Below are 19,044 nucleotides of genomic sequence, written 5' to 3' on the forward strand. Positions count from 1 at the left end.
TCAGCGCAGGGCGTTCAGGGTTGCGCTGTGGGGGATGCACCGTTCGAAGTTGCAACTGGCGTATTCACGGGGCAGTTGCCTGGCCTGCTCGACCCGGTAGGCCGCAGTGCCGTACAGCGCGAGCGTGGCGGCGCAGGTGACAAAAATGGCGAGGCGTCTTCTTGTTTTAATGTTCATGGCGGTGACCTCTGAACGAATACCCGGGGGTACTACTTTCAGAATAGGTCAGCTGTGGCGAGTTGCCAGTCAGGCAGCGAGTATGTTTAACCCGATATTCAGAGCACTGATAACCCGGTGGGAACCCAGTTCCTTGGGGATGAATGCAGTGCTTTTTTGTGGCGAGGGAGCTTGCTCCCGCTGGGCTGCGCAGCGGCCCCAAGATGTTGCGGTCGCTGCGCAACCGAGCGGGAGCAAGCTCCCTCGCCACAGGTTCATTTCATTCCAGGATCACAGGTGTTCTGAACCTGTTATTCCAGGTGTTCTGGCTTCATCGGATCGCCCGGCTTGACGTCCAGTTGCTTGCGCACGTCTTCGAACATTTCGTCGTAGTACTTGTGCATCGAGCCGATGCTCGCTGTCTTGGGCAAGCCATACTTCTGGGCGATGCGCGTGGCGTGGCGGGCGAAGTCGAAGGCCTGGTCCTTGGCCAGGAAGAATGTCTCGTCCAGTGACTTGTCTTCGACGGTGCCATGCACCCGGAACGACATGCCCGTGCCTTCCTTGCCGTCCTGGTCGACCTTGTAGTCGATGCACAGGTTGTAGCTGAAATCATCCTTGTTCAGCGCATGGCGCTCCATGTGCAGGTGTCCGGGTTCGAACATGGCCATAAGCAACTCTCCTTTGAAGGCATGGGGAGTAGGGCAGACCCTGGATCCGCCCCCAAGTTTCCTGTTATCGATAAGCGATGCCAGGTGTCGCCGTGCTGATACGGGTGCCGGCCTTGCCCAGGACGATCGCGTCGATGTCCGAGAGTGAACCGATCACCGCGACCTTGCCAGTGTTGCGCGCGAATTCGCAGGCGGCCTGCACCTTCGGCCCCATGGAGCCGGCGGCGAAGCCGAGCTTTTCCATTTCGTCGGGGTGGGCCTGGGCGATGGCTTTCTGGGTCGGCTTGCCGAAGTCGATGAACGCGGCGTTGACGTCGGTGGCGATCACCAGCAGATCACTTTCCAGCTGTTCGGCCAGCAGCGCCGAGCACAGGTCCTTGTCGATGACCGCTTCCACGCCTTGCAGCTTGCCGTCGGCGTCGTACATCGTCGGGATGCCGCCACCGCCGGCACAGATCACGATACTGCCCTTTTCCAGCAGCCATTTGATCGGGCGGATTTCAAAGATGCGCTTGGGCCTGGGGCTTGCGACCACGCGACGGAACTTGTCGCCGTCCGGGGCGATGGCCCAGCCTTTTTCGGCGGCCAGTTCCTGCGCCTCTTCCTGGCTGTAGACCGGGCCGATGGGTTTGGTGGGTTTTTGGAAGGCCGGGTCGTTGCCGTCCACTTCAACCTGGGTCAGGAGCGTGGCGAAGGGGACTTCGAAGTCCAGCAGATTGCCCAGTTCCTGTTCAATGATGTAGCCGATCATGCCTTCGGTTTCGGCGCCGAGCACGTCCAGCGGATACGGCGTCACCGAGGTGTAGGCCGCCGCCTGCAACGACAGCAGGCCGACCTGCGGGCCGTTGCCGTGGGCGATGACCAGTTGGTTGCCGGGGTGGATTTTCGCGATCTGTTCGGTCGCGGTGCGGATGTTGATGCGTTGATTGTCTGCGGTCATGGGTTCACCCCGACGCAGGAGGGCGTTACCGCCCAGGGCAACGACGATACGCATGGTGTTGTCCTTCTAGAAAATGGACGAACAACGCGGTCCCTTGTGGGAGCGAGCTTGCTCGCGATAGCGGTGTGTCAGTCGACATCAATGTTGCCTGTTCCTGCGCCATCGCGAGCAAGCTCGCTCCCACAAGGGAACTGCGTTGGTTTCAGATATCCGCCAACGCCGAGACCAGGATCGCCTTGATGGTGTGCATGCGGTTTTCCGCTTGCTCGAAGGCGATGTTGGCCGGCGATTCGAAGACCTCCTCGGTCACTTCCACGCCATTGGCCAGGTTCGGGTAACGGGCGGCGATGTCCTTGCCGACCTTGGTTTCGCTGTTATGGAACGCTGGCAGGCAGTGCATGAATTTCACCCGCGGGTTGCCCGAGGCTTTCATCATTTGCGCATTGACCTGGTAGGGCAGCAATTGCTCGATGCGCTCATCCCAGGCTTCCACCGGCTCGCCCATGGACACCCAGATGTCGGTGTGGATGAAGTCCACGCCCTTGACGGCTTCCTTCGGGTCTTCAGTGATGGTGATGCGCGCGCCACTTTCGGCGGCGAAGGCCTGGCACTGGTCGATGAAGTCCTGATGCGGCCACAAGGCTTTCGGCGCGCCGATGCGCACGTCCATGCCCAGTTTGGCGCCGATCATCAGCAGCGAATTGCCCATGTTGTAGCGGGCATCGCCCAGGTAGGCGTAGCTGATGTCATGCAGCGGCTTGTCACTGTGTTCGCGCATGGTCAGGGTGTCGGCGATCATCTGGGTGGGGTGGAATTCGGCGGTCAGGCCGTTGAACACCGGCACGCCGGCGAACTTGGCCAGTTCCTCGACGATCTCCTGTTCGAAGCCCCGGTACTCGATGGCGTCGAACATCCGCCCCAGGACCCGGGCGGTGTCTTTCATGCTTTCCTTGTGACCGATCTGCGATGACACCGGGTCGATGTAGGTGACGTGGGCGCCCTGGTCATGGGCTGCCACTTCAAAGGCGCAGCGGGTGCGGGTGGAGGTCTTTTCGAAGATCAGCGCGATGTTCTTGCCCTTGAGGTGCGGTTGTTCGGTGCCGGTGTACTTGGCACGCTTGAGGTCGCGGGACAGGTCCAGCAGAAAGTGCAGCTCGCGGTTGGTGTGGTGCATCAAGCTCAGCAGGCTGCGGTTGCGCATGTTGAACGCCATGATGTGGATCTCCTCAGGTGTAGGTTATCCCCTGGGCGGGTATCGGATCGATACCGGCCCAGGCTCAAAGGTCAGTAATCGATCGGGTCGCGGATGATCGGGCAGGTCATGCAGTGACCACCGCCACGGCCCCGGCCCAGTTCGCTGGCGCTGATGGTGATGACTTCCACACCGGCCTTGCGCAGCAGGGTGTTGGTGTAGGTGTTTCGGTCGTAGCCGATCACTACGCCCGGCTCCACGGCCACTACGTTGTTACCGTCGTCCCATTGTTCGCGTTCGGCGGCGAAGCTGTTGCCGCCGGTTTCCACCACCCGCAGCGCCGGCAGCTTGAGGGCCGCGGCCACGGTATCGAGGAAGCTGCCGTCCTCGCGACGCACATCGATGCCGCCGGGCTTGCTCTCGTCAGGGCGCAGGGAGAAGGCGACGATCTGGCTCACCACTTCGGGGAAAATCGTGACCAGGTCGCGGTCGCAGAAGCTGAACACGGTGTCCAGGTGCATGGCCGCGCGGGATTTCGGCAAGCCGGCGACGATCACCCGTTCCACGGCCTTGTGCTTGAACAGGTTCAGCGCCAGTTGGCCGATGGCCTGGCGGGACGAACGTTCGCCCATGCCGATCAGCACCACGCCGTTGCCGATGGGCATCACGTCGCCGCCTTCAAGGGTGGCGTTGCCGTGATCCTGGTCCGGGTCGCCGTACCAGATCTGGAAGTCGGCGTTCGTGAACTCGGGATGGAATTTGTAGATGGCGCTGGCCAGCAGGGTTTCCTGGCGCCGCGCCGGCCAATACATCGGGTTCAGGGTCACGCCGCCGTAGATCCAGCAGGTGGTGTCGCGGGTGAACTGGGTGTTGGGCAACGGCGGCAGGATGAAGCTGGAGTGCCCGAGGAAGTCGCGGAACATCTGAATGGTCTTGCCACCGAAGCTGTCCGGCAGGTCATCGGCCGAGACGCCGCCAATCAGGAATTCGGCGATATGGCGTGGCTCCAGGCTGCGCAGCCACGAACCGACTTCATTCACCAGGCCCAGGCCCACCGAGTTGGCGGTGATCTTGCGCTGCAGGATCCAGTCCAGGGCTTCGGGGATGGCGACGATGTCGGTCAGCAGGTTGTGCATTTCCAGCACGTCGATGTCGCGCTCGCGCATCTTGGTGACGAAATCGAAATGATCGCGCTTGGCCTGGTTGACCCAGATCACATCGTCGAACAGCAGCTCGTCGCAGTTGTTCGGGGTCAGCCGCTGGTGGGCCAGGCCTGGGGAACACACCATGACTTTACGTAATTTGCCGGCTTCGGAATGCACGCCGTATTTCACTTTTTCCGTGGTCATTACAAATCCTCCAGTTAGAACAATCAGCCAACTACAAGGTCAGGAAGCCGTCGTAGAGCCCGTAGGCCGCCACCAGGGCGCCTGCGATCACTGCGGCGAAAATCAGCTTCTCGACAGAGGTGAAAATTGGTTTGCCCAACTCGCGCTTGGCCTTGGCGAACAGGATCGCGCCGGGGGCATAGAGCAGGGCCGAGAGCAGCAGGTACTTGATCCCGCCGGCGTACAGCAGCCATACGGCGTAGATCAGGGCGACAGCGCCGATGATCAGGTCCTTGCGCCGCTCGGCCGCGAAGCCTTCGTAGGTCTCGCCGCGCACCGCCAGCAGCACGGCGTAGGCCGCCGACCACAGGTACGGCACCAGGATCATCGAAGTGGCGAGGTAGATCAGTGACAGGTAAGTACTGGCCGAGAACAGGGTGATGATCAGAAACAGCTGGACCATTGCGTTGGTCAGCCATAGGGCATTGGCCGGTACGTGGTTGGCGTTTTCCCGGCGCAGGAACTCGGGCATGGTGTGATCTTTGGCAGCGGCGAACATGATCTCGGCGCACAGCAATACCCAGGACAGCAGGGCGCCGAGCAGCGAGATGATCAGGCCGACGCTGATCAGCACCGCGCCCCAGTGCCCCACGACATGCTCCAGCACGGCGGCCATGGACGGGTTCTGCAACTTCGCCAGTTCAGGCTGTGTCATGATGCCCAGGGACAGCACGTTCACCAGTACCAGGAACAGCAGTACGGTGATGAAGCCGATGACGGTGGCCTTGCCCACGTCGGTACGTTTCTCTGCGCGGGCGGAAAAAATACTCGCGCCCTCGATGCCGATGAACACCCACACGGTGACCAGCATCATGTGCCGCACCTGGTTCATCACGCTGCCCAGGTCCGGATTCTTCAAGCCCCAGATGTCGGCGGTGAAGATATCGAGCTTGAAGGCGAACACCGCGATCAGCACGAACAACACCAGCGGCACGACCTTGGCCACGGTGGTGACGAGGTTGATGAACGCGGCTTCCTTGATGCCGCGCAGCACCAGCCAGTGCACTGCCCACAACAACACCGAGGCGCCGATTACCGCCGCAACGGTGTTGCCTTCACCAAAGATTGGGAAGAAGTAGCCCAGGGTGCTGAACAGCAGCACGAAGTAGCCGACGTTGCCCAGCCAGGCGCTGATCCAGTAACCCCAGGCAGAGGAGAAACCCATGTAGTCGCCGAAGCCGGCCTTGGCGTAGGCATACACCCCGCCGTCCAGATCGGGTTTGCGGTTGGCCAGGGTCTGGAACACGAAGGCCAGGGTCAGCATGCCGACGGCGGTGATGGCCCAGCCGATCAGCACCGCACCGACGTCGGCGCTGGCGGCCATGTTTTGTGGCAGGGAAAAGATCCCGCCGCCGATCATGGAGCCGACAACCAGTGCAACCAACGCACCTAATCGAAGTTTTCCGGGCGTATCAGACATTTGCGAGACTCCAGTGCAGGAGAAGAGAGCCAACAGACTAAGTCGATTTGAAAGTTGAATAGCTGATCTGGATCAGTGCATGGCAACATTCCATTGTTAATGAAGGAGTTAACACCGTCCGTTGGCGTCTTGAAGTTGCTCGAAAGGCCCGTTTCAGGGCCTTTGGCAAAGGCTTTGTGAAGGTTTTCTTGCCGCAGGATTATTCACGCTAGTTGATTTCCACTGAGTCGCAACTATTTTGTAGGCTGCGTTCGTGACAATAATGATGGAGTGTCATGGTCTTTTTAATTAGGGGCTTGAAGAATGGCCGGGTCATAAGTCTTTGGACTTTGTGTGGATGACGTTATTCAAAAACGTTATGTCGCTTTATTTACTTAATTTAATAGTGAGAGAAGATGCCGCAGCCGATTGAAAAGTTGCCACTGGGCGCACTGATCGCACTGGTGGTGGGGTCAATGATCGGCGGCGGGATTTTTTCCCTGCCGCAAAACATGGCGGCCCGGGCCGATGTCGGAGCGGTGCTGATCGGCTGGGCCATCACCGCCATCGGTATGCTGACCCTGGCCTTCGTGTTCCAGACCCTGGCCAATCGCAAGCCGGAATTGAATTCGGGCGTGTACGCCTATGCCAAGGCCGGCTTCGGTGACTATATGGGCTTCTCGTCTGCCTGGGGCTACTGGATCAGTGCCTGGCTGGGCAATGTCGGTTACTTCGTGCTGCTGTTCAGTACCTTGGGCTACTTCTTCCCGGTGTTCGGCCAAGGCAATACGCCGGTGGCCATCGGCTGTGCGTCGTTGTTGCTGTGGGCGGTGCATTTCCTGGTGCTGCGCGGGATCCAGGAGGCGGCCTTCATCAATCTAGTGACCACCGTGGCCAAGGTCGTGCCGCTGTTGATGTTCGTCGTCATGGCCGCCGTGGCCTTCAAGGCCGAGGTTTTCACCCGCGATATCTGGGGCGCGATGAATCCGGACCTGGGCAGTGTGATGGACCAGGTGCGCAACATGATGCTGGTGACGGTGTTCGTGTTTATCGGCATCGAAGGCGCCAGCGTCTATTCGGCACGGGCAGAAAGACGTGCGGATGTAGGGCGTGCGACGGTGATCGGGTTTCTCGGGGTATTGGCGCTGCTGGTGCTGGTGAATGTGTTGTCCCTGGGGGTCATGAGCCAGCGGGAACTGGCACAGTTGCAGAACCCATCCTTGGCCGGTGTGCTGGAGCACATTGTCGGGCCCTGGGGCGCGTTGCTGATCAGCCTGGGGCTGGCGGTTTCACTGTTGGGAGCCCTGCTGTCCTGGGCGCTGTTGTGCGCTGAAATCCTCTACGCCACCGCCCGGGACAAGACCATGCCGGCGTTCCTGACCAAGGAGAATGCCAACCGTGCGCCGGTCAACGCGCTGTGGCTGACCAGTGGCATGATCCAGCTGTTTTTGCTGATCACTCTGTTTTCCGCAGGCACCTACACCAGCCTGATCTACCTCGCCTCGTCGATGATCCTGGTGCCGTACCTGTGGTCGGCGGCTTATGCGGTGCTGCTTTGCGCCCGGGGGGAAACCTACGAACAGGGCTCGGCACGGCGCATGAAAGACCTGTGCATCGGTGGTGTCGCGCTGTGCTACGCGGTGTGGCTGCTGTATGCCGGAGGCGTGAAATACCTGCTGCTGTCGGCGCTGTTGTATGCGCCCGGGGTGATCCTGTTTGCCCAGGCCAAGCGCGAGCAGGGGCAGCCCTTGTTCACCCATGTGGAAAAGGGAATATTTGCTTGCGTGATGTCAGGGGCGGGCATCGCGGCTTATGGGTTGTACAGTGGGTTTTTGGAGTTGTGAGGCTACCACGTTGTCGAGGCGGACTCTTGTGGCGAGGGAGCTTGCTCCCGCTGGGGCGCGCAGCGGCCCCGAGGCCCGACGACGCGGTGTTTCAAGCTGATTGTAGTGGCTTTTGGAGGGGGCTGCTGCGCAGCCCAGCGGGAGCAAGCTCCCTCGCCACAAAGGGCATTTTTTAACCGGTAGTGAGCGTCACCACCGTGCCCGATGCGCGCCCAGTTCCGCCGCTGGCAAGGTCCATTGCAGCGGCGTCCCGGTGATTTTCAAGGGCACGTGCAGGCGATGGGCCGGTCCCCATGGCGTCTGTTCGACCACCAGGCCCTGATCATCCTCAGCCTCGGCTCGCAATAGGGTCGAATCCCCTGCGCCACGTTCGATCAACAGCTTCGCCGTGCGTGCCAGTGACAGGCGTGCCGAGCCGCCCTGACCGCTTGCCAGGCGCCGGGACAACAGCACCAGGGCGCTGGCCGCCAGCAGATAGCCGGTGCCATGATCCAGCGCCTGCACCGGCAGCGGTGTCGGTTTGTCGGTGTGTTTCCAGCCCATGCCGGCTTCGGCAATGCCGCTGCTCATTTGCACCAGGCTGTCGAAGCCGCGCCGGTTCTGCCACGGGCCGCTCCAGCCATAGGCATTGAGGCTGACGTCGATCAGGCCCGGGGCCATCTGCCGGCGCTGCTCGGCGCCGTAGCCCAGGCGTTCCAGGGCGTCGGCACGGTAGCCGTGCAAAAGGATGTCGGTGTCCTTGAGCAGTGCCTCGAATGCCGCGCGATCATCGGCCCGATGCAGGTCGAGGCGGGCGCAGCGTTTGCCCAGGGTGACTTCCGGCACCACGCCGGGTTCGTTCCAGGTCGGCGGGTCGATGCGCAGCACGTCGGCCCCCAGGCCGGCGAGGAAGCGGCTGGCGACGGGGCCGGCCAGCACGCGGGTCAAATCCAGCACCTTGAGGCCCGCCAGTGGCTGGGTCACGGAGCCGAGCCAGGGTTTGCGCCGCTCTCCAGTCGTTTCACTCAGGTGCACCAGCGGCTCGGCGTTCACCGCCAGCCCTTGGGGATGGGCCTGCCACGCTTGCCATGAACGCATCTCGGCGGCACAACCGCCTGCGTCGACCACGGCCTGTTCCAGCTCGGCCTTGTTCCATCGGGCCACCCTGGCCGCCATGTCGGCGCGGTCGGTGCAGGTGCCGAGGACTTTTTCCGCCGCAAGGCGATGATGCGGTGCGTTGGTGTGCAGGCGAATCCAGCCGTCGGCGCTGGCGTAGTCGCCGGCCACCGGGTCCCACATCGGCGGCACGCTCCAGCCGATGGGGCGCAGGGAGGTGGAGAACCAGAACGACGCCAGGCGTCGGTCGACCTCGACAGGTGGCAGGCGAGTGGTTTGTTGCTGGATGAGTTCGGCGGTCGCCTGGCCGGCCACGGCGATGCTGGCGCTGGCCAGCTCCGTGACGGCGAAGGCCGAGGGCAGCGCGCCATCGCCAGCGAAGGTGATCGGGGTCGTGGGCAAGCCGAGTGCGGTTTGCATGGACGTGAGCAGATCTGACATCGAAAGCCCTCCAGTACGAGAGGGCGATCATAGATCAAAAATCCGTTGGGGGCCGCTTTGCGGCCCAGCGGGAACAAGCTCCCTCGCCACAAGAGCCCCGTGCCTGTTCCGGGCGCGACCAGATCCACAGATTGCCCAGGCCCATGCCGGCGAGCGCGAGGTAAAGCGGCCAGGCGTGGTCGAGCAGCACCAGCATCAAGCCTGCGCAGAGCAGCATGCTGGTAGTGGCACCGACCTTGGCCCGGCGTGGGATAACCTTGCCGTTGCGCCAGTTGTGCAGAATCGGCCCGAACAGACGATGGTTCTCCAGCCAGGCGCTCAGGCGCGGCGAACTGCGGGTCGCGGCCCAGGCGGCCAGCAGGATGAACTCGGTCGTCGGCAAGCCAGGCACGACGATGGCGACCAGGCCAATGCCCAGGCTAGCGTAGGCGAGCAGGGCGAAGAGCAGTTGGGTGAGTTTCGAGGGGCGGTTCATCAGCGTTTTTCAGTCATGCACAATCTCTGTGGGAGCGAGCAAGCCCGCTCCCACACTGGTTTCTGGGGGGCTGAAGATAGGCATCCACCCTAAATCTCCTGCGGGAGCTGTATGAGTCAGGCCAGGTCGGCTGCATAAGCTTGTTCCAGCAACACCGTAAACCGGTTGAACGCATCCAGCGCACCTTTGTCCGCCTCGGCTTCCTGCTGTTCGGTAAAGGCCAGGCTGTCGAGGGTGCGGGTGAAGGTTTTCCAGCCTTCGGCGCGCCCACCGGCAGGTTCTGCCAGGTGCCGGGCGCCGAAGGTCTCGCTCAACCCCAGGCCCACGGCACGCTTGATCAAGAACGCGGCGCCGAGCTTGGAGCCTTCGGAGACGAACAGCCAGCCCAGGGCTTCGGCCCGGGTCGGTTTTTTCACCGCACCGGCCACTGGCGCAGGGATTTCGGTGTCCAGGTCTGCCAGATCCGCCTTGGCCGCTTCCGCCCTGCATCGGGCCGGGAGGTCGGGAATCAGGGCGGACAGTTCGGCGTCGTTGTACAGCGCCACCAGTTCCGACTGGAACAGGTACTGGGCAACGACGAAACGGGCGAAGCTGGCCGGGGTTTCGAACGGGGCGTGGGCCTTGACCAGGGCGTCGAGCTTGCTGTGAGGCTCGTGGGTGATCTGGTTCAGGCGTTGGGAGCGTGAAGTGGGGCGCAGGGTATTCATGAAAAAGTCCTTTGAGTGAGCACATTGTGTGGCGAGGGAGCTTGCTCCCGCTTGAGTGCGAAGCACTCACAAAAATGGGCCTGCTGCGCAGCCCAGCGGGAGCGAGCTCCCTCGCCACAGGGGAAATCCTTGGGCCTGGGTCAGATATCCCAGATCAGGTTCACCGCGAAGTTACGCCCCGGCGCCGTCAGACGATCGAGGTTGGCGGGGCTCAATACCGCCGCTTCGCCGACGCTGTCGTAGCCGCGCACGTCGTCCCACAGCCAGTACTTCTTGTCGGTGAGGTTGTAGAGGCCGCCACTGACGGTGACGTCGTCGGTCACCTTGTAGAAACCGCTCAGGTCGAGGATGCCGAAGCCTGGTGTCTTGAACTGGCTGCTCACGCCATCAGGCGAGTTGAAGTTGCTGTCGTCGACCCGGTCCTTTTTCTTGACCAAGGTCCAACTGAGCAAAGTGCCGTAGCGGTCCTGGTCGTAGCCCAGGCCGAACACTCCGGTCAGCGGGTTGATGCTGTTGAGCGGCTCGCCCGTGTCGTTGTTGCGACCGTACGCGTAGGCCACCGAGCCTTGGGTGTACAAGCCCTTCGGTGCGCCAAACACCTCCAGCTCCAAGCGTCCCCTGGCCTCGGCACCCTTGATGGTGGCGTGCTTGATGTTGTTGCTCCGGAAGGTCAACTGATCGGCGCCAGGGGTGATGGCGTCTTCGTTGATGAAGTCGCGGTACTTGTTGTAGAACACCGCCACGTCGAACGAGCCGGAATCGAAACGGCCGCGCAGGCCGGTCTCGTAGCTCTTGCTTTTTTCCGGTTCCAGATCGGGGTTGGGTTCTACGCTATAGCCGGCGTCGGTGTTCTCGAAACGACCGTACAGGGCCTTGGCGGTCGGGGTGCGGAAACCTTCGGCGTACTGGCCGTACCAGGTGTACTCATCGCTCAGGGCGTAGGTCAGGCCGAACTTCGGTGAGACGCGATGCCAGGTCTTGTTCTTGCCGCTGACTGTACCGCCGCCGGTAGGGTCCACGGTGTTGAGGAATTCCTCGGTCAGGTGCGGTTTGAGCCGGGTGTAGTCGTAGCGCAGGCCTGGCATGAAGGTCCAGCGGTCCCAACTGATCTGGTCCTGGGCGAACAGGCTGTAGGTGTTGATGGTCGGGTCCGGGAAGTCGCTGGCTTTTGCCAACACGTCCCGGGTGCTGATGGCGCCTACCGCGGAGCAACCGACGCCAACCGCCAGGCACACACCATTGCCGCTGCGCGAGCCGGTGACTTTCTGTTGCTTGAGGGTGGTGCCGTAAGTCAGCGCGTGATCGGTGTCGGCGACACTGAAGGCCTTTTCCAGTTGCGCGTCGAAGACCCACTGTTTCTCTTCATAGAGGGTCTCCCGGGTGCGCAGGACCTGGCGGGTGATGGGGAAGTAGAATTCGGCGGTGCTCTGGTCGGTCTTGGCAACCTGGTGATTCAGGCTCCACTTCATGTGATCGGCCAGCAGGCTGTCGAGGGCGAAGCTGTGTTCCAGGCCGAAACGCTCGCGGCTGATGGTGTCGTTGCCGGTGCGCCACTGGTACATGCCGCCGGGCAGTACAAAGTCGGGGATCGCCGGCTGGCCGTTGGCGTAGGGGCCGCCGTAGGCGCTTTTCAGGTCGCTGTCGCGGTCGTCCTTGTACTTCTCGTAGACCAGGCCAAGGCGTGCGTCATCGCTGTAGTTCCAGCCGAGCTTGGCCAGCACGTTGTTGGCGCGCACGTCTTCTGGGTTGGCCGCGGTGCGGTCCAGGCCGGTGCCGTTGTGGCTGCCGTAGGATTCGGTTTCATGACCGTCGCGCTGGCTGTAGTGCAACAGGCCGTCGAACTGCCCGCTACGGCCAGCGACGGTGGCGGACTTGAGCCAGCTCTCGTCGGCGGAGCTGTAGCCGGTCTTCAGGCGGGCGCCAACATCCTCGCCTGGCTTGATGATGTCGTCCGGATCCAGGGTGAAGTAGCTGACGGCACCGCCGATGGCATTGCTGCCATACAACACCGAGGCCGGACCGCGCAGGATTTCCGCGCGCTTGATGATTTCCGGGTCGACGTAGTTGCGCTGGGTCTTGGCGTAGGGGCCATTGAAGAAGCCGCCGGGAATTTCCACGCCGTCGACCTGGGTCAGGATACGGTTGCCGTCGATGCCGCGGATGTTGTAGCCGCTGATATCGCCGCGCTGGCCCGCGCCGCCCACCGATACGCCTGGTTCATAGCGCACCAGATCCTTGAGGGTATTGACGTTGTTGCGATCCAGTTCCTGGCGGTCGTGGACCGTGACCGTGCTCGGTACGCTGGTGATGTCCTGTTCCTGGCGGGTGGCGCTGATGGTTACCTGTTGCAACTCCAGCGCGCCGCCGGCACTGCGTTTTTCCAGGACGATGCTGTTGTCGCCCAGCTTGCGATAGCTCAGGTGGGTCCCCACCAACAGGCGCTCCAGGGCTTTTTCAGGTGACAGCGAGCCGTTCACCCCTGGCGAGGCGACGCCTGCGGCCAGTTCCGCGGGCATCCCGATTTGCCAGCCGGTGACCGCAGTGAATGCATTCAGGGCCGAAACCAGGGGCTGCCGGGCGATGGCAAAGGTGTAGTCGCCCATGTTGCGTGCAGCGGGTTGCACGGCGGTGGCGGCCAGGGCGAGCGGCGCTGTGCCGGCCATCAGGAGGGCGGCGGTGAGCAGTGACAGCGTGCAAGAGGGGGCAAGAAACCGGCAAGTAAGGCGAGAGGACATCGATAGCGCTCCGTGTCGCATCTGTTATAGGTGCAGATCCACATCGTTGGATGCGAATCAATTGCATTGGCTATAACGAGACGAATCAGCGGAGCCTATCGAGTAAAAATAATTCTCATTTAGTTCAGGATCACCAGCGCCGGGAACTCCTGAAGCCGCGCCGAGGTGATATGGGCCAGCGAACGGACCACGTCCAGCGGCTGGTCTAGGCGGTAGTTGCCGGTCACAGCCACGTTGGCCAATTGTTCGTTACTGTTGATGATCCAGCCGGGGTAATAGCGTCGCAGCTCGGCCAGTACCTGGCTCAGGGGCCGGTTTTCGAACACCAGCCGACCCTGGACCCAGGCCAGGTCGGTGTTGGCATCGAGCCGGGCCGGGCGGTCGAAGCCGTTGGGGCCGATGCGGATGCTTTCGCCAGCCGACAGCCGCACATGGGTGTCGTTGCGGGTGGCCCGCAGGTCCACGTCGCCACGCTGCACCTGGACCTGGGCCACGCCGTCGAGGTAGCGCACGGCGAACGCGGTGTCGCTGACGCTGGCCATGACCGGGCCGGCATCGATTTCCAGCGGCAGGTTACGGTTGCCCGGGACTTCGAAAAACGCCTCGCCCTTGTACAGGCGCGCCACATGTCGCTGCTCGTTGAACGTGCTGGAGAAGGCCGAATCGGTGTTGAGCAAGACCTTGGAGCCGTCCTCCAACTGCAGGCGCTGGCGCTCACCGACCACGGTCAGGTGGTCGGCCTGCAGGCGCAGGGGCAGGTCGCTGAAGTTGAACAGACCGAGAAACAGCACGGCGGCAGTGGCCAGGGGTTTCCAGTGGGCGCGCAGGCGCGACAGCGCGGTAACCTTGGGCGCGGCTTCAAGCTGGCGGGCACTTTCCATCACCTGCGGGCCGTTCCAGATCGCCTGGGCTCGGGCGAACGCCTCGCCGTGGCGCGAATCGGCCGCCAGCCAGGCGTGGAACTGCCGCGTCTGTTCCTCGCTGGGGGTGTCCAGCAGGATCAGCCAGTCCAGCGCCTGCTCCATGGCATGGGCGGTTTCCGGCGTCGCAGTGGGCTCGGCAGAGCGGAGATTGTCCGTCACAGTGGGGTCTCGGTATTAGCGGCATGGGCTCAAGCTACAAGCTGTACGCAGCAAGTGGCAAGCGTGTACGCAGCTTATGGCCTGACGCGTGGGGGCGGGTCACTGCTCGCCGTGGCTACGTTCAGCCACACCCACACAGATCGCCATGATCAGTTTCAGTTCCTTTTGCACGGTGCTCAGGGAGACGCCCAGGCGTTCGGCGATCTGCTGGTAACTGTGGCCATGCAGGCGGCTGAGAATGAAGATCTGCTGTTGGCGCGAAGTCAGGGCCTGGAGGCTGACGTTCAGGCGCTCGAGCAGTTGCTGGGCATGGGCGGCGTCCTCGGCACTGCTCTGGGGGGCGACGACGTTGTGGACGACTTCCGGCGGTACGTCATCCAGCAAGGTCCGCGACTGGATGCGCCGGGCACGCAGATGGTCCAGCGCCAGGTTGCGGGCGGTCTGGAAAACAAAGGGTTCGAGGTGCTCGACCGTGCGTTCGGCCAATGCACGGGTGACACGCAGGTAGGTTTCCTGGAGCAGGTCTTCGGCGGTACTGGGGTTGCTGACCATGCGCTCGAGAGTGCGCAGCAGCGGTGTGCGTTGGGCGAGGAAAACGTGATGAAAGCGCGATTGACTCACGGTAGGGCCCGATCCGGTTCGAGTTGATGATAATGCTTATCATCTACGTTGCGGGTCAAGCCTTCATTTCATCACGCCAAGCCATGCGGGGAGCGCAACCTGTGGGAGCAAAGCTTGCTCGCGATAGCGTTCTCAAAGCCTGCACAGGTGCTGCATGCGACGGTGTCATCGCGAGCAGGCTTTGCTCCCACAGGCCTGCTCCCAAGGTTTGCTCTTACAGGCCCGCTCCACATTGGCCAGCAATGAGTTACTCGGCGTTACACAACGCCAGGCAGTTATCCAGCATACGGTTGGAGAAGCCCCATTCGTTGTCATACCAGGCCAGCACCTTGAGCAGCTTGCCGCTGGCCTTGGTGTGGTTGGCGTCGAAGATCGACGACAGCGGGTTGTGGTTGAAATCGCTGGAGACCAGCGGCAGGGTGTTGTAGCCGAGGATCTTCGAATGCTGGCTGGCGTGGCGCAGCAGTTCGTTGACTTCTTCGGCCGACGCTTCGCGCTTGAGTTGCACGGTCAGGTCCACCAGGGACACGTTGATCACCGGTACGCGCACCGCCATGCCGGTCAGCTTGCCTGCCAGTTCCGGCAGCACCAGGCCCACCGCTTCGGCGGCGCCGGTCTTGCTCGGGATCATGTTCTGGGTGGCCGAGCGGGCGCGGTACGGATCGCTGTGGTAGACGTCGGTCAGGTTCTGGTCGTTGGTGTAGGCATGGATGGTGGTCATCAGGCCGCTTTCGATGCCCAGCTCGCGGTGCAGCACCTGGGCCACCGGGGCCAGGCAGTTGGTGGTGCACGAAGCGTTGGAGATGATCTGGTGGGACTGGCGCAGGATGTCGTGGTTCACGCCATACACCACGGTGGCGTCGGCGCCCTTGGCCGGGGCCGAGATGATCACCTTGCGGGCGCCGGCGCTGATATGCGCGGCTGCCTTGGCACGGTCGGTGAACAGGCCGGTGCATTCGAACACGACGTCGATTTTTTCAGCGGCCCAAGGCAGTTCGGCCGGGTTGCGGATGGCGCTGACCGAGATGCGGTCGCCATTGACCGTCAGGCTTTCGTGATCGTGTTGCACGTGGGCATCGAAGGTGCCGTGGACCGTGTCGAACTTGAGCAGATGAGCGTTGATCGCACTGTCGCCCAGGTCATTGATGGCGACGATCTGCAGGTCGCGACGATAGCCTTGGGTATACAGTGCACGAAGAACGTTGCGGCCGATGCGGCCAAAACCATTGATTGCGATTCGAAGAGTCATTAACGGCGCCGCCATCGATTTGTTGTTGGAATTACAAGATTATTCGCATAAAAATAGAAAACAAGCCTTTTTAGTGGCAATATTTTGTTTTATCTACAACGAGTGACCTGAATCAACTGGTCCGAATGGTCAATAAACCGCCTGTCGCCCAACGCCAGGGGGCTTTTGACCAGCATAGACAATCAGGTCGCCACACCCGTTAGCCTGGAGTTCTACACATGCATCCCCGCGTCCTTGAGGTCACCGAACGGCTTATCGCCCGCAGTCGCGCCACGCGTCAGGCTTACCTTGCATTGATCCGTGATGCAGCCAGCGACGGGCCGACGCGCGGCAAGCTGCAATGCGCCAACTTCGCCCACGGCGTGGCCGGTTGCGGCACCGAAGACAAGCATCACCTGCGGATGATGAACGCCGCCAACATCGCCATCGTGTCTTCCTATAACGACATGCTCTCGGCCCACCAGCCTTACGAAACCTTCCCGGAACAGATCAAGAAAGCCCTGCGCGAGATCGGCTCGGTCGGCCAGTTCGCCGGTGGCACGCCAGCGATGTGCGACGGCGTGACCCAGGGCGAGGCGGGGATGGAACTGAGCCTGCCGAGTCGCGAAGTGATCGCGCTGTCCACGGCGGTGGCGTTGTCCCACAACATGTTCGATGGCGCGCTGATGCTCGGTATCTGCGACAAGATCGTCCCGGGCCTGATGATGGGCGCGCTGCGCTTCGGTCACTTGCCGACGATCTTTGTACCCGGCGGACCGATGGTGTCCGGCATCTCCAACAAGGAAAAAGCCGACGTTCGCCAGCGCTACGCCGAAGGCAAGGCCACCCGCGAAGAGCTGCTGGAATCGGAGATGAAGTCCTACCACAGCCCGGGCACCTGCACCTTCTACGGCACGGCCAATACCAACCAGTTGCTGATGGAAGTGATGGGCCTGCATTTGCCGGGCGCCTCGTTCGTCAACCCGAACACTCCACTGCGCGATGCCCTGACCCGTGAAGCGGCGTTCCAGGTCACGCGCATGACCAAGCAGAGCGGCAACTTCATGCCCATCGGCGAGATCGTCGACGAACGCTCGCTGGTCAACTCCATCGTTGCGCTGCACGCCACCGGCGGCTCCACCAACCACACCCTGCACATGCCGGCCATCGCCATGGCGGCGGGTATCCAGCTGACCTGGCAGGACATGGCCGACCTCTCCGAGGTGGTGCCGACCCTGAGTCATGTCTACCCGAACGGCAAGGCCGACATCAACCACTTCCAGGCGGCGGGCGGCATGTCGTTCCTGATCCGTGAATTGCTGGAAGCCGGTTTGCTCCACGAAAACGTCAACACCGTGCTCGGTCACGGCCTGAGCCGTTACACCCAGGAGCCGTTCCTCGAGGACGGCGAGCTGGTGTGGCGCGACGGCCCGATCGAAAGCCTCGACGAAAACATCCTGCGCCCGGTGGCCCGCGCGTTCTCGCCGGAAGGCGGCCTGCGGGTGATGGAAGGCAACCTGGGCCGTGGCGTGATGAAAGTCTCGGCTGTGGCCCTGGAAAACCAGGTCGTCGAAGCTCCGGCCATGGTCTTCCAGGATCAGCAGGACCTGGCTGATGCATTCAAGGCCGGTCTGCTGGAGAAAGACTTCGTCGCGGTGATGCGCTTCCAGGGCCCGCGCTCCAACGGCATGCCCGAGCTGCACAAGATGACGCCGTTCCTCGGCGTATTGCAGGACCGTGGCTTCAAAGTGGCGCTGGTGACCGACGGGCGCATGTCCGGTGCGTCGGGGAAAATCCCGGCGGCCATTCATGTCAGCCCCGAAGCTTATGTCGGTGGTGCGTTGGCCCGGGTGCAGGAGGGCGATATCATCCGCGTCGATGGCGTCAAAGGCACCTTGGAATTGAAGGTGGACGCCGAGGAATTCGCCGCGCGCACGCCGGCCAAGGGCCTGTTGGGCAACAACATCGGCACCGGCCGCGAGCTGTTCGGTTTCATGCGCATGGCCTTCAGCTCGGCGGAGCAGGGCGCCAGCGCCTTCACTTCTGCCCTGGAGACGCTTAATTGAAACTGGCTTTGGTCGGTGACATCGGTGGGACCAACGCACGCTTTGCGCTGTGGAAAAACCACGCCCTGGAAAACATCCAGGTGCTGGCAACAGCGGATTATGCCTGCCCGGAAGATGCCATCCAGGTGTACCTGAGTGGCCTGGGCCTGAAACCGGGCGCCATCGGTTCGGTGTGCCTGTCGGTGGCCGGTCCCGTGAGCGGCGATGAGTTTCGCTTTACCAACAATCACTGGCGCCTGAGCAACCTGGCGTTCTGCCAGACCTTGCAGGTGGAGAAGCTGTTGCTGGTCAACGATTTCTCGGCCATGGCCCTGGGCATGACTTGCTTGCGTCCCGATGAGTACCGGGTCGTATGCGAAGGCACTCCGGAGCCGTTGCGCCCGGCAGTGGTGATCGGCCCGGGTACCGGGCTGGGCGTTGGTACGTTGCTGGACTTGGGCGAAGGCCGTTTCGCCGCGTTGCCGGGGGAGGGCGGCCATGTCGACCTGCCCCTGAGCAGCCCGCGGGAAACCCAACTGTGGCAGCACATCTACAACGAGATCGGCCACGTCAGCGCCGAAACCGCCCTGAGCGGCAGCGGTTTGCCTCGGGTGTACCGGGCCATTTGCGCGGTGGACGGCCATGTGCCGGTGCTCGACACCCCCGAATCCATCACCGCCGCCGGCCTGGCTGGCGACCCCATTGCCCTGGAAGTGCTCGAGCAGTTCTGCCGCTGGCTGGGGCGCGTGGCCGGCAACAATGTGTTGACGTTGGGCGGGCGCGGCGGTGTCTACATCGTCGGTGGCGTGGTCCCGCGGTTTGCCGATTTCTTCCTCGAAAGCGGTTTCGCCCGTTGCTTCGCCGACAAGGGCTGCATGAGCGATTACTTCAAGGGCATTCCGGTCTGGCTGGTGACCGCGCCGTACCCCGGCCTGATGGGTGCGGGTGTGGCGTTGGAGCAATCCGCCGCCGCTTAAGGTTCGGTAGGTACTGTACTGTGGGAGCGAGCTTGCTCGCGATGACGG

The 19,044-nt window shown here is 62.4% G+C and carries 16 protein-coding genes; 3 read left to right on the forward strand and 13 right to left on the reverse strand.

Features of this window, described 5'->3' with window-relative positions:
- From BM300_RS31070 to arcD (BM300_RS19945), 6 genes are all read right to left on the reverse strand, one after another.
- Positions 1-177: a hypothetical protein gene (locus BM300_RS31070; protein WP_162843733.1), complete on the reverse strand. Its 177-nt coding sequence runs from the start codon at positions 175-177 to the stop codon at positions 1-3.
- A gap of 290 nt (positions 178-467) precedes the next feature.
- Positions 468-827: a DUF5064 family protein gene (locus BM300_RS19925; protein ID WP_072349103.1), complete on the reverse strand. Its 360-nt coding sequence runs from the start codon at positions 825-827 to the stop codon at positions 468-470.
- A 64-nt stretch (positions 828-891) separates the two neighbouring features.
- Positions 892-1,821 (reverse strand): carbamate kinase, encoded by a 930-nt coding sequence (arcC, locus tag BM300_RS19930; RefSeq protein ID WP_092463753.1) that lies wholly within the window; start codon positions 1,819-1,821, stop codon positions 892-894.
- Positions 1,822-1,969: 148 nt separating this feature from the next.
- A complete protein-coding gene (locus BM300_RS19935; protein ID WP_092144215.1) occupies positions 1,970-2,980 on the reverse strand; it encodes an ornithine carbamoyltransferase in 1,011 nt (336 codons plus the stop codon).
- Between the two features lie 71 nt (positions 2,981-3,051).
- Positions 3,052-4,308 (reverse strand): arginine deiminase, encoded by a 1,257-nt coding sequence (gene arcA, locus BM300_RS19940; RefSeq protein WP_092346751.1) that lies wholly within the window; start codon positions 4,306-4,308, stop codon positions 3,052-3,054.
- Positions 4,309-4,339: 31 nt separating this feature from the next.
- A complete protein-coding gene (gene arcD, locus BM300_RS19945) occupies positions 4,340-5,767 on the reverse strand; it encodes an arginine-ornithine antiporter (protein WP_092463756.1) in 1,428 nt (475 codons plus the stop codon).
- Between the two features lie 395 nt (positions 5,768-6,162).
- On the opposite strand from arcD (BM300_RS19945), the gene arcD (BM300_RS19950) reads away from it, so the two are divergent.
- Positions 6,163-7,590, forward strand: coding sequence for an arginine-ornithine antiporter (gene arcD / locus BM300_RS19950; RefSeq protein WP_092144221.1), 1,428 nt, complete (start codon positions 6,163-6,165; stop codon positions 7,588-7,590).
- Between the two features lie 189 nt (positions 7,591-7,779).
- Here the strand turns inward: arcD (BM300_RS19950) and BM300_RS19955 are convergent, their stop codons facing one another.
- The 7 genes from BM300_RS19955 to gap form a co-directional block, all read right to left on the reverse strand.
- A complete protein-coding gene (locus BM300_RS19955; protein ID WP_092463759.1) occupies positions 7,780-9,126 on the reverse strand; it encodes a CoA transferase in 1,347 nt (448 codons plus the stop codon).
- 34 nt (positions 9,127-9,160) lie between these two features.
- Positions 9,161-9,601: a YbaN family protein gene (locus BM300_RS19960; protein WP_092144225.1), complete on the reverse strand. Its 441-nt coding sequence runs from the start codon at positions 9,599-9,601 to the stop codon at positions 9,161-9,163.
- A 116-nt stretch (positions 9,602-9,717) separates the two neighbouring features.
- Positions 9,718-10,308, reverse strand: coding sequence for a biliverdin-producing heme oxygenase (locus tag BM300_RS19965; RefSeq protein WP_092463762.1), 591 nt, complete (start codon positions 10,306-10,308; stop codon positions 9,718-9,720).
- A 140-nt stretch (positions 10,309-10,448) separates the two neighbouring features.
- Positions 10,449-13,043, reverse strand: coding sequence for a TonB-dependent receptor (locus BM300_RS19970; RefSeq protein ID WP_092463765.1), 2,595 nt, complete (start codon positions 13,041-13,043; stop codon positions 10,449-10,451).
- A 119-nt stretch (positions 13,044-13,162) separates the two neighbouring features.
- On the reverse strand, positions 13,163-14,125 hold the full coding sequence (locus BM300_RS19975) for a FecR family protein (protein ID WP_092223158.1): 963 nt from the start codon (positions 14,123-14,125) through the stop codon (positions 13,163-13,165).
- A gap of 99 nt (positions 14,126-14,224) precedes the next feature.
- Positions 14,225-14,746 carry an RNA polymerase sigma factor gene (locus BM300_RS19980; RefSeq protein WP_092223156.1) on the reverse strand — a complete coding sequence of 174 codons (522 nt, stop codon included), beginning with the start codon at positions 14,744-14,746 and terminating at the stop codon, positions 14,225-14,227.
- A 247-nt stretch (positions 14,747-14,993) separates the two neighbouring features.
- Positions 14,994-15,995 carry a type I glyceraldehyde-3-phosphate dehydrogenase gene (gene gap, locus BM300_RS19985; RefSeq protein ID WP_092346763.1) on the reverse strand — a complete coding sequence of 334 codons (1,002 nt, stop codon included), beginning with the start codon at positions 15,993-15,995 and terminating at the stop codon, positions 14,994-14,996.
- Between the two features lie 218 nt (positions 15,996-16,213).
- On the opposite strand from gap, the gene edd reads away from it, so the two are divergent.
- Positions 16,214-18,040: a phosphogluconate dehydratase gene (gene edd / locus BM300_RS19990; RefSeq protein WP_092463768.1), complete on the forward strand. Its 1,827-nt coding sequence runs from the start codon at positions 16,214-16,216 to the stop codon at positions 18,038-18,040.
- The gene (locus tag BM300_RS19995; RefSeq protein ID WP_092144235.1) at positions 18,037-18,996 is read left to right on the forward strand and encodes a glucokinase; all 960 of its coding nucleotides are present in this window, start codon (positions 18,037-18,039) and stop codon (positions 18,994-18,996) included. Before edd ends, BM300_RS19995 begins: the two co-directional genes overlap by 4 nt.
- The last annotated feature ends 48 nt before the right edge of the window (positions 18,997-19,044 follow it).

It is taken from the genome of Pseudomonas sp. NFACC46-3 (genome assembly GCF_900114515.1).
GTDB lineage: Bacteria > Pseudomonadota > Gammaproteobacteria > Pseudomonadales > Pseudomonadaceae > Aquipseudomonas > Aquipseudomonas fluorescens_Q.

Excerpts from the sequence above, each read along its gene's own strand:
- BM300_RS31070 (WP_162843733.1), bottom strand. The coding sequence starts at position 177 with ATGAACATTAAAACAAGAAGACGCCTCGCCATTTTTGTCACCTGCGCC.
- BM300_RS19925 (WP_072349103.1), bottom strand. The coding sequence starts at position 827 with ATGGCCATGTTCGAACCCGGACACCTGCACATGGAGCGCCATGCGCTG.
- arcC (WP_092463753.1), bottom strand. The coding sequence starts at position 1,821 with ATGCGTATCGTCGTTGCCCTGGGCGGTAACGCCCTCCTGCGTCGGGGT.
- BM300_RS19935 (WP_092144215.1), bottom strand. The coding sequence starts at position 2,980 with ATGGCGTTCAACATGCGCAACCGCAGCCTGCTGAGCTTGATGCACCAC.
- arcA (WP_092346751.1), bottom strand. The coding sequence starts at position 4,308 with ATGACCACGGAAAAAGTGAAATACGGCGTGCATTCCGAAGCCGGCAAA.
- arcD (WP_092463756.1), bottom strand. The coding sequence starts at position 5,767 with ATGTCTGATACGCCCGGAAAACTTCGATTAGGTGCGTTGGTTGCACTG.
- arcD (WP_092144221.1), top strand. The coding sequence starts at position 6,163 with ATGCCGCAGCCGATTGAAAAGTTGCCACTGGGCGCACTGATCGCACTG.
- BM300_RS19955 (WP_092463759.1), bottom strand. The coding sequence starts at position 9,126 with ATGTCAGATCTGCTCACGTCCATGCAAACCGCACTCGGCTTGCCCACG.
- BM300_RS19960 (WP_092144225.1), bottom strand. The coding sequence starts at position 9,601 with ATGAACCGCCCCTCGAAACTCACCCAACTGCTCTTCGCCCTGCTCGCC.
- BM300_RS19965 (WP_092463762.1), bottom strand. The coding sequence starts at position 10,308 with ATGAATACCCTGCGCCCCACTTCACGCTCCCAACGCCTGAACCAGATC.
- BM300_RS19970 (WP_092463765.1), bottom strand. The coding sequence starts at position 13,043 with ATGTCCTCTCGCCTTACTTGCCGGTTTCTTGCCCCCTCTTGCACGCTG.
- gap (WP_092346763.1), bottom strand. The coding sequence starts at position 15,995 with ATGACTCTTCGAATCGCAATCAATGGTTTTGGCCGCATCGGCCGCAAC.
- edd (WP_092463768.1), top strand. The coding sequence starts at position 16,214 with ATGCATCCCCGCGTCCTTGAGGTCACCGAACGGCTTATCGCCCGCAGT.